The 12,729-nt window shown below is 69.0% G+C and carries 16 protein-coding genes; 12 read left to right on the top strand and 4 right to left on the bottom strand.

Features of this window, described 5'->3' with window-relative positions:
* Positions 1–256 precede the first annotated feature (256 nt).
* A complete protein-coding gene (locus ACQP2E_RS28715) occupies positions 257–1,120 on the bottom strand; it encodes a dioxygenase family protein (RefSeq protein ID WP_433826064.1) in 864 nt (287 codons plus the stop codon).
* Complete coding sequence (locus ACQP2E_RS28710; RefSeq protein WP_433826063.1) at positions 1,117–1,596, bottom strand: MarR family winged helix-turn-helix transcriptional regulator; 480 nt, start codon at positions 1,594–1,596, stop codon at positions 1,117–1,119. Before ACQP2E_RS28710 ends, ACQP2E_RS28715 begins: the two co-directional genes overlap by 4 nt.
* An 84-nt stretch (positions 1,597–1,680) precedes the next feature.
* Between ACQP2E_RS28710 and ACQP2E_RS28705 the strand changes: the two genes are divergently transcribed.
* A complete protein-coding gene (locus ACQP2E_RS28705) occupies positions 1,681–2,055 on the top strand; it encodes a DoxX family protein (protein WP_433826062.1) in 375 nt (124 codons plus the stop codon).
* 45 nt (positions 2,056–2,100) lie between these two features.
* Here the strand turns inward: ACQP2E_RS28705 and ACQP2E_RS28700 are convergent, their stop codons facing one another.
* Entirely contained in the window at positions 2,101–2,352 is a 252-nt protein-coding gene (locus ACQP2E_RS28700; protein ID WP_433826061.1) for a hypothetical protein, read from the bottom strand.
* Positions 2,353–2,632: 280 nt separating this feature from the next.
* On the opposite strand from ACQP2E_RS28700, the gene ACQP2E_RS28695 reads away from it, so the two are divergent.
* The 4 genes from ACQP2E_RS28695 (at position 2,633) to ACQP2E_RS28680 (ending at position 5,254) form a co-directional block, all read left to right on the top strand.
* Positions 2,633–3,514, top strand: coding sequence for a helix-turn-helix domain-containing protein (locus ACQP2E_RS28695; RefSeq protein WP_433826060.1), 882 nt, complete (start codon positions 2,633–2,635; stop codon positions 3,512–3,514).
* 14 nt (positions 3,515–3,528) lie between these two features.
* The gene (locus tag ACQP2E_RS28690; protein WP_433826059.1) at positions 3,529–3,738 is read left to right on the top strand and encodes a DUF397 domain-containing protein; all 210 of its coding nucleotides are present in this window, start codon (positions 3,529–3,531) and stop codon (positions 3,736–3,738) included.
* 129 nt (positions 3,739–3,867) lie between these two features.
* Complete coding sequence (locus ACQP2E_RS28685) at positions 3,868–4,644, top strand: CAP domain-containing protein (protein WP_433826058.1); 777 nt, start codon at positions 3,868–3,870, stop codon at positions 4,642–4,644.
* A gap of 25 nt (positions 4,645–4,669) precedes the next feature.
* Positions 4,670–5,254 carry a TetR/AcrR family transcriptional regulator gene (locus ACQP2E_RS28680; protein WP_433826057.1) on the top strand — a complete coding sequence of 195 codons (585 nt, stop codon included), beginning with the start codon at positions 4,670–4,672 and terminating at the stop codon, positions 5,252–5,254.
* On the opposite strand, the gene speB is transcribed toward ACQP2E_RS28680, so the two are convergent.
* Positions 5,204–6,253 (bottom strand): agmatinase, encoded by a 1,050-nt coding sequence (speB, locus tag ACQP2E_RS28675; protein WP_433826056.1) that lies wholly within the window; start codon positions 6,251–6,253, stop codon positions 5,204–5,206. The genes ACQP2E_RS28680 and speB overlap by 51 nt on opposite strands.
* A 110-nt stretch (positions 6,254–6,363) precedes the next feature.
* Between speB and ACQP2E_RS28670 the strand changes: the two genes are divergently transcribed.
* The 7 genes from ACQP2E_RS28670 to mtlA all read left to right on the top strand — a co-directional run bounded on the left by ACQP2E_RS28670 (position 6,364) and on the right by mtlA (position 12,721).
* A complete protein-coding gene (locus tag ACQP2E_RS28670) occupies positions 6,364–6,888 on the top strand; it encodes a type II toxin-antitoxin system PemK/MazF family toxin (protein WP_433834076.1) in 525 nt (174 codons plus the stop codon).
* A gap of 58 nt (positions 6,889–6,946) precedes the next feature.
* A complete protein-coding gene (locus ACQP2E_RS28665; protein WP_433826055.1) occupies positions 6,947–7,522 on the top strand; it encodes a hypothetical protein in 576 nt (191 codons plus the stop codon).
* Positions 7,515–8,162: an adenylate kinase family protein gene (locus ACQP2E_RS28660; protein ID WP_433826054.1), complete on the top strand. Its 648-nt coding sequence runs from the start codon at positions 7,515–7,517 to the stop codon at positions 8,160–8,162. Before ACQP2E_RS28665 ends, ACQP2E_RS28660 begins: the two co-directional genes overlap by 8 nt.
* 9 nt (positions 8,163–8,171) lie before the next feature.
* A complete protein-coding gene (locus tag ACQP2E_RS28655; protein ID WP_433826053.1) occupies positions 8,172–8,750 on the top strand; it encodes a hypothetical protein in 579 nt (192 codons plus the stop codon).
* Positions 8,751–9,669: 919 nt separating this feature from the next.
* Positions 9,670–10,431, top strand: coding sequence for a DeoR/GlpR family DNA-binding transcription regulator (locus ACQP2E_RS28650; RefSeq protein WP_111654389.1), 762 nt, complete (start codon positions 9,670–9,672; stop codon positions 10,429–10,431).
* Entirely contained in the window at positions 10,428–11,369 is a 942-nt protein-coding gene (gene pfkB / locus ACQP2E_RS28645) for a 1-phosphofructokinase (RefSeq protein WP_433826052.1), read from the top strand. The genes ACQP2E_RS28650 and pfkB overlap by 4 nt, the downstream gene beginning before the upstream one ends.
* A gap of 188 nt (positions 11,370–11,557) precedes the next feature.
* A complete protein-coding gene (gene mtlA, locus ACQP2E_RS28640) occupies positions 11,558–12,721 on the top strand; it encodes a mannitol-specific PTS transporter subunit IIC (protein ID WP_433826051.1) in 1,164 nt (387 codons plus the stop codon).
* Positions 12,722–12,729 lie beyond the last annotated feature (8 nt).

The raw sequence follows: 12,729 nt of genomic DNA, 5'->3' as shown, positions 1-12,729 counted from the left end.
TCGGCCCGTCGGCCCGTTCGTCCGTCGGGAGGGCGGCTCGGCTGTCGCCCACGGCTGCCGGCTGTCACCCACGGCGACCGTGGTGTTCAGCCGCTTTGGACTGGCTTAACGGTGTGGTCGCCACACGTGACAGCTGGCAGCCGTAGACGACAGCTGGTCGCCACACGTGACAGCTGGCAGCCGTAAACGACAGCCGGTCGCACAGGTGGCAGCCGGCAACCGCCGCCGAACCCCACGAACCCCCACCGCCCCGCCATCAAGGCAACGTCTGGAACGACCGCTTCGAAAACCCGATCATGTACCCCTCGATGGTCGTCCGCACCCCCGCATCCGCCCGGTCCGCCGCACCCAGCGTCACAAACAGCGGCGTGAAATGGTCCGGCGTCGGGTGGGCGAACGGCATGCCCGGTGCCCGATTCTGATAAGCCGCCAACTCGTCAACATCGCCGCGCCCCAGCGCCTCAGCCGCCCACGCGTCGAACTCCGACGACCACGTCGGAACGGCCCCGTTGACCACCATGTCGCGGGTTACGAACGGCAGCCCGTGCACCATGAAACCGGACCCGATCACCAGCACCCCCTCGGCGCGCAGCTCGCGCAGCCGAGCACCGATCTCCATCAGCCGGCCCGGGTCCTGCGTGGGCATGCTGAGCTGCCGGACCGGCACGTCGGCCAGCGGGTACATCGCCATCAGCGGCACCCACGCTCCGTGATCGAGGCCGCGGGACGCGTGCTGGTGCACCGGCAGCAACGACGACACCTGACGGGCCAATGTGGATGCGTCCGGGGTGTCGTACCGCATCGAGTAGTACCGCTGGTGGAAGCCACCGAAGTCGTAGACCAGCGGCCCGTCGGCGGACAGGGAGAGCGGCGCGCTCTCCCAGTGCGCGGAGACGATCAGGATGCTGCGCGGTTTTGGCATCGTCAGCGCCCAGTCGAAGAGCTGCCGCAACCACGGACCGTCGTCGAACAGCGGTGGCGCTCCGTGACTGAGATAGAGCGCCGGCAGCGGTCCGTCGGCCGGCTCCCAGGCCCGCTGCGCGCGGGCGCGGGGCAGGGCTTCGAGCAGAAATTGATCGTACGCACCCGCGGGCACCGCGGGGTTCAGGACCGAACTCATGAGGGGCATGCTCCGTCCGGGTCGACGGCGCTCATGATGCGCCGGCCGATCTCTCGCAATTGACGTACTTGACTCTTTGTCAGCTGATCGAAGACCAGCGTGCGGGCCGCCTCGACGTGTCCGGGCGCGGAGGCGACCACCTTGTCCCAGCCGGAATCGGTCAACTCGGCGAGCGTGTAACGCCCGTCGGCCGGGTCCGGGAACCGGCGCACCCAGCCGCGTTTCTCCAGCCGGCCGACAGCCTGCGAGAGCCGCGCGAGCGAGCCCTCGGCGAATGCGGCGAGCACACTCATCCGCAGCTGGCGGCCGGGTGACTCGGAGAGGCCGGCGAGGATGCCGTACTCGAAGTGGCTGATGCCGGCGTCGCGCTGCAACTGGGCGTCCAGCGCTGTCGGAAGGCGCATGAAAACGCTGGTCAGCGCCATCCACGCGGCCCGCTCCTCGTCGTTGAGCCAGCGCGGCTCGGTCGTCTCCATCACCCCATCCTAACGCTTGCATGTTTAAGTCAACGTACTCTACGTTTTGCTCAACTGTTGAAGTCAAATCTCGAAGGAACCGATATGAACGTCGCCCTGTGGGTCGTCGCCGGTCTGCTCGCTCTCGCCTTCCTCGCGGCCGGTGCGATGAAGCTGCTGCAGCCCAAGGAGAAGCTGATCGCTTCCGGTCTCGGCTGGACCGAGAACTACAGCGCCGGCGCGGTCAAGGCGATCGGCGCGGTGGAGATCCTCGCCGCGATCGGCCTGATTCTGCCGGCCGCGCTGGACATCGTCCCGATCCTGGTCCCGCTGGCCGCTCTCGGCCTCGTGATCATCATGGTCGGCGCGATCGTCGTGCACGCACGCCGCAAGGAGAACCAGGCACTCGTGCCCAACATCGTCCTGCTCCTGCTGTCCGCTTTCGTCGCGTGGGGACGCTTCGGCCCGCACGCCTTCTGAGTCAAAAACCTTCTTGGGTACGCACGAAGCCCAGCCTGAAACACCTCAGTTGAGGCTGCTGCCGCTCCACCCCAGAAACCGCTCGTAAAGGTCCGCCGGCGGGCCGCCCGATCCGGCGGCCCAGTCGTCGATCGCTTCGAGCATGCAGGATCCGAGATAGACGGCCAGGCCGTGCGGGAAGTTCTGATACTGCTCGAAGAGCTCGACCTTCGCGGTGGCGCACGGCCATGGTTTGCCGCAGACCCGGCAGTCCCACGACGGGCGATCTCCGACGTGTTCGGTCCGCGGAACCAGCATGCCAATCCTCACCATGAGCGATTCACCGACTACACAATGGAGCCTCGCTTGCCTTAGGCTCGGGCTCAAGCGCAGTTGGCGAGAATCCCGGAAATGGATTCTCGGCGTCTCGCGCGGAGCGATCGGATCGTCTCGTTCGAGACACCCGCCGGGCTGAGGCCGGTCCGACACATCCGCCGGGCTGAGGCCGGTCCGACACATCCGCCGGGCGGAGGCCCGTCGGGACATCGGTCAGGCTGAGGCCCGTCGGGACACCGGCCGGGCTGGGACGAGGAGAACGATGACCGAGATCGGGTCGACCGTGCCGAGGCGGCAGGTCGGCCGGCTGCTGCGCGAGCTGCGTGAGCAGGCCGGCATCTCGCTGATGGCGGCGGCACAGGAGCTGGAGTTCTCCCGCGCCAGGATGTACCGGATCGAGAACGGCGAGGTCCCGGTCCGCAAGCACGACGTGATCGCCATGTGCTCGGTCTATTCCGCCCCCGGCCAGATGACCGAGGTGCTGATCGGCCTGGCCGCCGAGTCGAAGGCAAAGGGCTGGTGGCATGCGTACGGCGACGTGGTCCCCGCCTGGTTCGAGCTCTACGTCGGCATGGAGCAGGCCGCGAGCCACCTCCGCTCGTACGCGCCGAGCGTGATCCCCGGCCTGCTCCAGATCCGGGAGTACGCGGAATGCGTCTTCCGCGGCTGGCACGGCGAGGACGAGGCCGCCGTGGAGAACGCGGTGGCCGTGCGGCTGGAGCGGCAGTCCCTGCTGAACAGGCGTCGCCCGGTGGCCCCGCGACTGGAAGTGATCATCGACGAGGGCGTGCTCCGGCGGGCCACTCCGGACACTCTCGGCATGCAGAAGCAGCTCGCCCATCTGGTGAACGCCTCGACCCGGCCGAACATCGGTGTCCGGGTCATCCCGTTCGGGGCCGGACCGCACAAGGCGGCAAGCTCCGGCCAGTTCACGATCCTGGAGTTCCCGGCTGTCGGCACCACCTCGCCGGAGCCGACAACCATCTACTGCGAGAACCTCACCGGTGCGCTCTACCTGGATAAGCTCGCAGAGGTGGAGACGTACGAGTCGGTCTGGGCCGAACTCGAAGCGGCTGCGCTGAGCCAGGCCGACTCGGACGATCTGATCGGCGAGATCATCAAGACCAGCGACAGTGACCTCTAGAAAGAGGGGTAACCGTGGTTGACCTGACCGGTGCCGTCTGGCACAAGAGCACGCGGAGCGGCGGCAACGGGGGCGACTGCGTCGAGGTCGCCGGCAATCTCCCGGGCATCGTGGCGATCCGCGACACCAAGGACCCGGACGGCGCGACCCTGGTCTTCACCCACGCGGAGTGGAAAGCCTTCCTGGCCGGCGTCCGCGACGGCGAGTTCGACATCAAGCCCTGAAATCATGACGAGGCTTAGAACTCGTTGAGTGCAACCTTAAGGAATCCTTTGCGGGAGCGATCCCGGCGTAACCCTCGCGCATAGTGATCGGGCGTTGCCCCTGCCCGCCTCACTGAGATGGATCCCCCTGTGCCGTTAACCGCTGCTGCCAAATTCCGTTACACGCTGGTGGCGGGCACGACAGCAGTCGTGATCGGTACTGCCTTCACGGTCGCGGGCCTGACGCGAGGTCCCATCGAGACCCCATCCCCCACCTCGGTGGACGTCCCGCTCGCCGTCGCCGCGTCCCCCGGCGGCGGCGAGGGCGTGGACGAAACCCCCGCGCCGGAGGCCACCAGCGCATCCGCCACCCCGTCTCCCTCCAAATCGGCTAAAGCTACGAAAAAGCCGAGCAAGTCGCCCAGTGCGAAGCCGAGCCCCAGCAAGACGAAGACCGCGACCCCGGCCCCGACCGCGGAGAAGACCGTGACCGCCGCGTCGACAAGCGGCAGCGTCCTCGAACAGGTTCTCGCGCACATCAACGACGCGCGCGTCGCTGAGGGCCTCACGGCGCTGACCCTGGACGAGAACCTCTCCAAGGCCGCCGCCATCCACACCCAGCTGATGATCGACGGCTGCGGCCTGTCGCATCAGTGCCCGGACGAAGCCGGTCTCGGCGACCGCTTCTCCGCCCAGGACGTGAAGTGGAGTTCCGCGGGCGAGAACATCGGGTACGGCTCCAGCGGCAGCAGCGACGCCGCGAAGGTGAAGGCCGCCAACGGCCTGACCGACTCGATGCTGGCCGAGGTGCCGCCGAACGACGGCCACCGCAAGAACCTGCTGAACGGCAGCTTCACCCGGATCGGCCTGAGCGTGGTCCGCGACGCCGACGGCATCACCTGGATGACCCAGGATTTCGTGGGATAACCCGGCACCTGGCAAAATCACCCCGGTGAGCGATCGCCGCAGGTCCGCGAGCAGGCGTACCGAAGTGCTCGTGGCCGCCGGTGAGGTGGTCGCGGCCCGCGGCGCGGACGCCACCCGGTTCAGTGACGTCACCGAGGCGACAGGCGTCGGCGTCTCCACCCTCCAGTACTACTTCGGCACCCGCGAGGACATGCTCATCGCGGTGTTCCGGCACGCCGCGCAGCGCGACTTCGACGCTGTCGCTGAGCGCCTCGCGGCACTGGCCGGCCCCGGGGAGCGCCTGCTCGCGGTGGCCGCGCATCTGACCGGCGCGGTGGGCAGCGACACCAGCTGGCGGCTGTGGGTGGAGAGCTGGCGGTGGGCGTCCCGAGATCCAGCGGTACGGTCGGACGTCCTCGCTGATTACGGCAGATGGCACGAGCTGATCGCCGCTGAGGTGGCGGCGGGTGGTCACGGCGACCCGATGGGGACGGCCCGGCTGATCCTGGCGCTGGTCGACGGCCTGGCGCTGCCGGTGGTGCTCGGCGACCCGGGCCTGTCCCGGGCCGCCGCACACGAGTTACTCGCCGACGGCCTGTCCCGGCTGCTGAGCCGTCCCCCGGCCCTCTAGCAGGGGAGTGGATCGCTTCCAGCGCGGCCCGTCGCCGTCCTTGCGCCGCCGGGCGATCCCGGAGAGTGCTTCGAGCACGACCCGGTTGCCGAGCATCGCGGTGATCTCGGCGTGGTCGAACGGCGGCGACACCTCGACGATGTCCATGCCGACCACCGGCAGCTCCTGGCAGATCCGGGAGACCGCGTCGAGCAGCTGACGCGCGGTGAGACCACCCGGCTCGGGCGTTCCGGTGCCGGGCGCGTGGCCCGGGTCGCAGACGTCGATGTCGACCGAGAGGAAGACGCCGTCGCAGTCGTCCATCGCGATCTCGAACGCGCTGTCCAGCACCGCGTCCAGGCCGCGCTCGACGATCTCGCTCATGTGGAACGAGTTCATCCGCTGGTCGGCCATCCAGTCGAGGGTCTCCGGCCCGGGCCAGTACCCGCGCAGGCCGAGCTGCAGGAACCGGTCACCGCGTACCGCGCCGGACTCGATCAGGCGGCGCATCGGCTGGCCGTGGCCGTAGAGCGAACCGAACTCGATGTCCCCGGTGTCGGCGTGCGCGTCGAAGTGGATGAGCGCGATCCGGCCCTTGCCGTGCGTACGCGACACCCCGGTGGCGTCCGGCCAGGTGATCGTGTGGTCGCCGCCGAGGATCAGCGGGATCGCGCCGTTGGCGGAGATGAACGCGACGGCGTCCTCGATCACCGTGCAGCTGCGCTGGATCTCGCCGCTGAACACTTCGAGGTCGCCGGCGTCCTTCACGGTCAGGTCACCGGTGAGGGCGTCGACCCGCATAGCCATGTGCGGGCGGGAGCCGTCGTGCGGCAGGTAATCGGTCCCGCGGATCACCTGGGGTCCGAAGCGTGCGCCCGGCCGGTGCGAGGTGCCGCCGTCGAAGGGTGCGCCGACGATCACCACGTCGGCGTCGGCGTAGGTAGCGGGTGTCTGCCAGTCGCAGGCGGGCACACCGAGGAACGTGTAGTCCGGCCCGAACATGGGTCCGTAACGGGTCATGCAGGTCATCCTTCCCGGGGATCGCCACCGGGGTGGACTGTATCTTCATACTGTACGGCCGTACAGAAGCGAACATGATCGGGCGCCCGTAGGGTGGCGCGGTGCTGGAAATGTTGAAGTCGTTCCTGAAGCGGCTGCTGGGATCCCCGGAACCCGTACCCACGAAGCCGCGCGCAACGCCGCAGAAGCCCGCGCCTAAGCCCGGGCCGAAGCCCTCGGCCCCCAGGCCGGAAGCCGCGGCGAGAACGCGCGTGGTTCCCAAGCCCGCCGGGCGGCACCTCGCCTACGCCCCCAACCTCGACGGCGACGCCGACCCGGGCGAGATCGTCTGGACCTGGGTGCCGTACGAGGAGGACCCGGCCCAGGGCAAGGACCGGCCGGTGCTGGTGGTCGGGCGGGACGCGGGCACCCTGCTCGGCCTGATGCTGTCCAGCCAGAGCGAGCGCGACGGGCAGCGGCACTGGCTCGCGCTCGGCCCCGGCGAGTGGGACCGCGAGTCGCGGCCGAGCTGGGTACGCCTGGACCGGGTCGTCGAGGTCGACGAGGACGGCATCCGGCGTGAGGGCGCGATCCTGGACCGCACCCGTTTCGACCGGGTCGCGGCCATTCTGCGGCGCACGTACGGCTGGCCCTGAGCCTTGTGTAACCGACGTAACCGGACAGTCGCCGCGTTGTCCGGATAGCGTTGCCATCATGGATGTGGACGTCATGACCGGTTTCGGCGGAAAACAGGCTTGGCTCGCCGTCGCCGGCGGCGAGCCGGACGCGGTCCTGGCCGCACTCGAACTCCGCGACCTCGGCACGGTCTCCTGGCGCGACGGGCTCGACCTGGCGCATCTCACCGACGACCGGATAGCGATCACCCCGCCGCTGCCCGGCGCCCGCGGCATCTCCTGGGTGCTCGCGGTCGGCCGCGGCCTGCTGAAGCCCACGCTCGACCTGCCCGGCATCTCCGCCGCGCTCGGCACCGAAGTGCAGCTCTTCGCCACCCATCGGGTCACCGAGTTGCACAGGTGGCAGCGCGCCGCCGATGGTGATCTGGTCAGATCCTTCGGATACGTAGGACAGACCGGTGAGGTGACGTCGTGGTTCGGCGACCCGGACCCGGCCGAACGTGATGCCGGCCTGCCCGGCGAGCTCGACGAGGAAACCACAGTGCTGGTCGCGGAACGCGACGTGTTCACGGTGGCGGCGGCGTGGAGCATCGACCCGACCACGTTGACCGGGGTGGCCCCCGGACCCCTGAGACTGGGAGCGCTGGATGCGTAAGTACGTGATCATGGGAGTCCAGGGCAGCGGCAAGGGCACTCAGAGCCAGCTGCTGTGCGAGGAGTTCGACCTCGTGCACATCAGCGTCGGCGACATCTTCCGCTGGCACGTGCGCAACCACACCAAGCTGGGCGCGCAGGTCCGCCGGATCATGGCGGCCGGCGAGCTGGTCGACGACGACCTGGTCGAGTCGGTGGTCCGGCGGCGCCTCGACGACCACGACTGGAACTACGGCTTCGTCATCGACGGCTTCCCGCGCAACGGGCGGCAGGCCGAGTTCTTCATGGAGAGCTACGACATCGACGCCGTCATCCACCTCGAACTGCCCGACGACGAGGTGCGGCGCCGGGTGCTGAGCCGCCGGCTCTGCCCGAACTGCGGCATGGACTACAACCTGATCGCCGACCGCCCCGAGCAGGAGGGCCGCTGCGACATCTGCGGCCACGAGCTGGTCACCCGTGCGGACGACACGCCCGAGGCCCTGGAGGCCAGGCTGCGCGATTACCACGAGAAGACCCGGCCGGTGCTGGAGCTGTTCCGGCGCAAGGAGGTCGTGCACGATGTGGACGGTCGCCCGCCGCTGGGAGACGTGCAGCAGGCCATCCGGACCACGCTGGGCCTGCCTGCGTACAAGGGCTAACATCCGCCGGTGACCATCACTGTTGCTGAGCTGACCGGTTATGTCGAGCGCGACCTCGACGCCGACCTCGCCCGCTGGTTCCCCGGCGCGGATCCCGCCGACGTCGGGGAGGCCAAGCCGGTCGCTCCCTTCCTCGACCGTCTGCCGCCGCCGGCCGCTGCCGCCCTTGCGGCTTTCGACCTCCGGGTACGCACGAAGCGCATCCCCGAGGATCTCGACATCTCCGACTGGTCCTACGGTTTCGACTTCGCCGGCAACGACTGCGGGATCCTCGACTCGGACTACGAGACGGCGCTGACCGACGACGACCTCTACTCGATCGGCGCGGACGGCGGCGGCAACTACTACGTGGTGCTGACCAACGGCCAGGTCGCCGTCTGGTTCCACGAGGAGGAAGTGATCGAGGCGAACACCCGCTTCGACAACCTCGACGTCTTCGTCTGGTCCCTGATCCGCTACCACGCGGTCCTGGCCGGCACGCTGCCCCTCACCGAGGTGGAGCCGGACTTCCTGGCCCTGGCCCAGGACGGCGCTGTCGGGTCCGACCTCGGCATGCTCGCCATCATGAGGGCCCGCGCCAAGGGCTGATCCGCCCCGTCCAGACGCCTTCCCAGCCACAGCCGGCGAGCGTACCTGTGCTTCCCCCGCCCACCGTGGGGCCTCACGGTCCCAGTCTGGCTGCGGTCCCACGGTGTGCCTCCGTCCAGGCTGGCTGTGGTCGCACGGTGTGTCTCCGTCCAGGCTGGCTGTGGTCGCACGGTGCGACCTGATGTCGGCTGGCGGCGCGGCTGAGGTTCCGCCGCGCCGGCCGCCGCGCCAAGGGCACACATAACGGCCCGGGCATAGGCGGAAGCACACGCAAGCGATTCCGGGCGGGTACAGGAGCACACGTAAGCGGTTTGTGTGCCGTCATCACGGCCCTGGCAGGGATCAGGCCGCACGTTGGCGTTCTGTGCGACTTCATCACGGCGATGCCGCCGCAGTGTGCGACTTCATCACGGCGGCGGGGCCACTGTGTGCGACTCCATCGAGGCCGGCCCCCCGCGCCCGGCCCCCGCGCCCGGCCCCCCGCGCCCGGCCCCCTGCGCCCGCTCGCTCTGCGCCCGCTCGCTCTGCGCCCGCTCGCCCTGCGCCTGCACCTCGCACCCCGCGCCTGCGCCTCGCACCCCGCGCCTGCGCCTCGCACCCCGCGCCTGCGCCTCGCACCCCGCGCCTGCGCCTCGCACCCCGCGCCTCGCACCCCGCGCCTCGCACCCCGCGCCCGCGCCTCGCACCCCGCGCCCGCTCGCTTGCGCCGCCGGGTCCACACGAACGGACACGGCGCGGTAATTCGTAAGCTTCTATCCGTTACGCCGGGTGCGTCCGAATACCTCACTACCTGCCACTTTGGTCGCCTCGGCGTGAAGATTTTGGCGTGTAAGGAGACCGAAATCTCTTTGACATATTGCGTTCGGACACAAGCGGGCGTAAACAAAGACAAAGCCAAAACGAGCCGGGCGGTGAGTGGATGTACGCGGAGGAACGTCAGCAGGAGATCGTCCAGCGAGCCCGCGCCGAGGGCCGGGTCGACGTGGTCACGCTGGCCGACACCTTCGGCGTGACCGCGGAGACGATCCGCCGGGATCTGACCGTTCTCGAGCGGGCCGGTGTGCTGCGCCGGGTGCACGGCGGCGCCATCCCGGTGGAGCGGCTCGGGTTCGAGCCGGCGCTCGCCACCCGGGACGCGGTGCTGATCAGTGAGAAGGAGCGGATCGCCAAGGCGGCGCTCGCCGAGGTCCCCGAGGATGGCGCGATCATCCTGGACGCGGGGACCACGACGGCCCGTCTCGCTCAGCTGTTGCCGGCCGACCGCGAGCTGACCGTCGTGGTCAACTCGCCGGTTCTGGCCTCGACGCTCGGCCTCAAACCCAACCTCACCGTCCTGCTGCTCGGTGGTCGCGTCCGGGGGAAGACGCTTGCCACAGTGGACGACTGGGCGCTGCGGCCGCTCGCCGACATGTATGTCGACGTCGCCTTCATGGGCACCAACGGATGCTCCGTCGAGCGGGGCATGACCACTCCGGACCCGGCCGAGGCGGCGGTCAAGCGGGCGATGATCGCCGCGGCCCGCCGGGTGGTGCTGCTCGCTGATCACACCAAGATCGGCAACGATTACCTGGCCCGTTTCGGCGGGCTCGCCGAGCTGGACCTGCTGATCACCGACAACGGCCTGGACGACGAGCTCGCCGCCGAGGTCGAGACCGCGGGCGTCCGGGTGGTGCAGGCATGATCCTCACCGTCACCCTCAACCCCAGCGTCGACCGGGCCCTCGACGTCGACGCCCTCATCCGCGGCGAGGTCATCCGCGCCGCCGACTCGCACATCGACCCGGGTGGCAAGGGCGTCAACGTCTCCCGGGCGCTGCTCGCCAACGGTGTCAGCTCGACCGCGGTGGTGCCGGCCGGTGGCGCCGAGGGCGACCAGCTCGTTGACCTCCTCAAAGGTGAGGGCGTCGACATGCTGGCCGTGCCGATCGCCGGACGGACACGTTCCAACATCACCCTGGCCGAGCCCAACGGCACCGTCACGAAGGTCAACGAGGCCGGGCCGACCCTGTCCGACGCCGAGTTCGCCCAGGTCAGCGACGCGGTGCTGGCCGCAGCCGGCAGTGCCGACTGGGTGGTGATCTGCGGAAGCCTTCCTCCGGGCCCGACGATCGCCGCCTTCACCGATCTGTGCGAGCGTCTGGTCAAGTCCGGTTCCCGCCTCGCGGTGGACAGCAGCGGTCCGGCGCTGCTGGCCGGTGTCGCGGCCGGCGCCGCGCTGATCAAGCCGAACCGGGAAGAACTCGCCGAAGCCGCCGGCACCGAGCTGGCGACGCTAGGCGACGTGATCCGCGCCTGTCAGCGGCTGCGTGAGGCCGGTGCGGGCACGGTTCTGGCCAGCCTGGGTGCGGCCGGCGCGGTGCTTGTCGACGACGCCGGTGTGCTCGCCGGTGCCTCGCCGGTCAGCGTGCCGCGCAGCACCGTCGGTGCCGGCGACGCCCTGCTGGCCGGGTTCCTCGCTGCCGGCGCGCGCGGCGAGGCCGCACTGGTGGAAGGTCTGGCATGGGGCGCGGCCGCGGTCAGCCTTCCCGGCAGCCGGATGCCAGGCCCACAAGACCTCGACCGTACGAGTATTCGCATCGATCTGTTCCCCGACCCGGGCCGGCCGCTCCGCCGCGACTGAGGCGCACCTGCGACCGCGCGCCGGGACGGCGCGACTGTTCCGCCGGATTGTCACGGTATTTCGCAATGCCATTCCATAGTGGGCCCCACTCACCCTCCTACTCCAAAACTGTACCCATTTAACCGTACAAAGTGGGTTTTGTGGCAAGCGTAAGCGAGCCGCCTCCCTGGCGACGAATGGAGATCGTCATGGCTTCTACATACACACCTGAGGTTTCCGGGACCGGTTTCAAGGCCCGGGTCCAGAAGATCGGCGGCTACCTCGCCGGCATGGTCATGCCGAACATCGGCGCGCTCATCGCGTGGGGTCTGATCACCGCTTTGTTCATCCCGGTCGGCTGGATTCCGAACGAGAATCTCGCCCAGCTGGTCGACCCCATGATCAAGTACCTGCTACCGGTGCTGATCGGTTACACCGGTGGCCGGATGGTTCACGGCCAGCGTGGCGCGGTGGTCGGCGCGGTCGCCACCTTCGGCGTCATCGTCGGCGCCGACGTGCCGATGTTCCTCGGCGCGATGATCATCGGCCCGGCGGCCGCCTATGTGATCAAGCTGTTCGACACCGCGATCGAGGGCAAGGTCCGCCCCGGTTTCGAGATGCTGATCGACAACTTCTCGGCCGGTATCGTCGGCGGCGCGTTCGCCATCGTCGGCAAGCTGGCGATCGGCCCGATCGTCGAGGGACTCACCAAAGCCGCCGGTAACGGCGTCGACTGGCTGCTCGACCACAGCCTGATGCCGCTGGTGTCGGTGCTCGTCGAACCGGCCAAGGTGCTGTTCATGAACAACGCCATCAACCACGGCGTGTTCAGCCCGCTCGGTGTGCAGCAGGTGCAGGAGCAGGGCAAATCGATCCTGTTCATGATCGAGTCGAACCCCGGCCCCGGTCTGGGCCTGCTCACCGCCTACCTGCTCTTCGGCCCGAAGTCGCTGCGCCCGTCCGCTCCGGCCGCGATGATCATCCACTTCCTCGGTGGCATCCACGAGATCTACTTCCCGTACGTGCTGATGAAGCCGCGCCTGATCCTCGCCATGATCGCCGGTGGCATGGCCGGTGTCGCCACGTTCATGGTCACCGGGACCGGCACTGTCGCGTCCCCGGCGCCGGGCAGCATCTTCGCCTTCGCCGCGGTCACCGCGAAGGACGGTTACGTCGGGATGATCCTCGGCGTCGTCATCGCCGCCCTGGTCACCTTCGGTGTGGCGTCCCTGCTGCTCGGTTTCGGCAGGCTGAAGTCCGATCAGGAGCTGGACGCGGCCGAGGAAGAGGTGGCAACCGAGGCGGAGATCCCGCACCAGCGCGCAGCGGAGGAGAACGCGACCACCGACACCGGCCACAAAGAGAACGCCTAGATCAAGGA

The organism is Actinoplanes sp. CA-015351 (assembly GCF_050955685.1).
Lineage (GTDB): Bacteria > Actinomycetota > Actinomycetes > Mycobacteriales > Micromonosporaceae > Actinoplanes.
This window is presented reverse-complemented; position numbering and strand designations above follow the sequence as displayed.

Excerpts from the sequence above, each read along its gene's own strand:
- ACQP2E_RS28700 (WP_433826061.1), bottom strand. The coding sequence starts at position 2,352 with ATGCTGGTTCCGCGGACCGAACACGTCGGAGATCGCCCGTCGTGGGAC.
- ACQP2E_RS28705 (WP_433826062.1), top strand. The coding sequence starts at position 1,681 with ATGAACGTCGCCCTGTGGGTCGTCGCCGGTCTGCTCGCTCTCGCCTTC.
- ACQP2E_RS28665 (WP_433826055.1), top strand. The coding sequence starts at position 6,947 with ATGGATGTGGACGTCATGACCGGTTTCGGCGGAAAACAGGCTTGGCTC.
- ACQP2E_RS28695 (WP_433826060.1), top strand. The coding sequence starts at position 2,633 with ATGACCGAGATCGGGTCGACCGTGCCGAGGCGGCAGGTCGGCCGGCTG.
- mtlA (WP_433826051.1), top strand. The coding sequence starts at position 11,558 with ATGGCTTCTACATACACACCTGAGGTTTCCGGGACCGGTTTCAAGGCC.
- ACQP2E_RS28650 (WP_111654389.1), top strand. The coding sequence starts at position 9,670 with ATGTACGCGGAGGAACGTCAGCAGGAGATCGTCCAGCGAGCCCGCGCC.
- ACQP2E_RS28670 (WP_433834076.1), top strand. The coding sequence starts at position 6,364 with ATGTTGAAGTCGTTCCTGAAGCGGCTGCTGGGATCCCCGGAACCCGTA.
- ACQP2E_RS28660 (WP_433826054.1), top strand. The coding sequence starts at position 7,515 with ATGCGTAAGTACGTGATCATGGGAGTCCAGGGCAGCGGCAAGGGCACT.
- pfkB (WP_433826052.1), top strand. The coding sequence starts at position 10,428 with ATGATCCTCACCGTCACCCTCAACCCCAGCGTCGACCGGGCCCTCGAC.
- ACQP2E_RS28715 (WP_433826064.1), bottom strand. The coding sequence starts at position 1,120 with ATGAGTTCGGTCCTGAACCCCGCGGTGCCCGCGGGTGCGTACGATCAA.
- speB (WP_433826056.1), bottom strand. The coding sequence starts at position 6,253 with ATGACCCGTTACGGACCCATGTTCGGGCCGGACTACACGTTCCTCGGT.
- ACQP2E_RS28710 (WP_433826063.1), bottom strand. The coding sequence starts at position 1,596 with ATGGAGACGACCGAGCCGCGCTGGCTCAACGACGAGGAGCGGGCCGCG.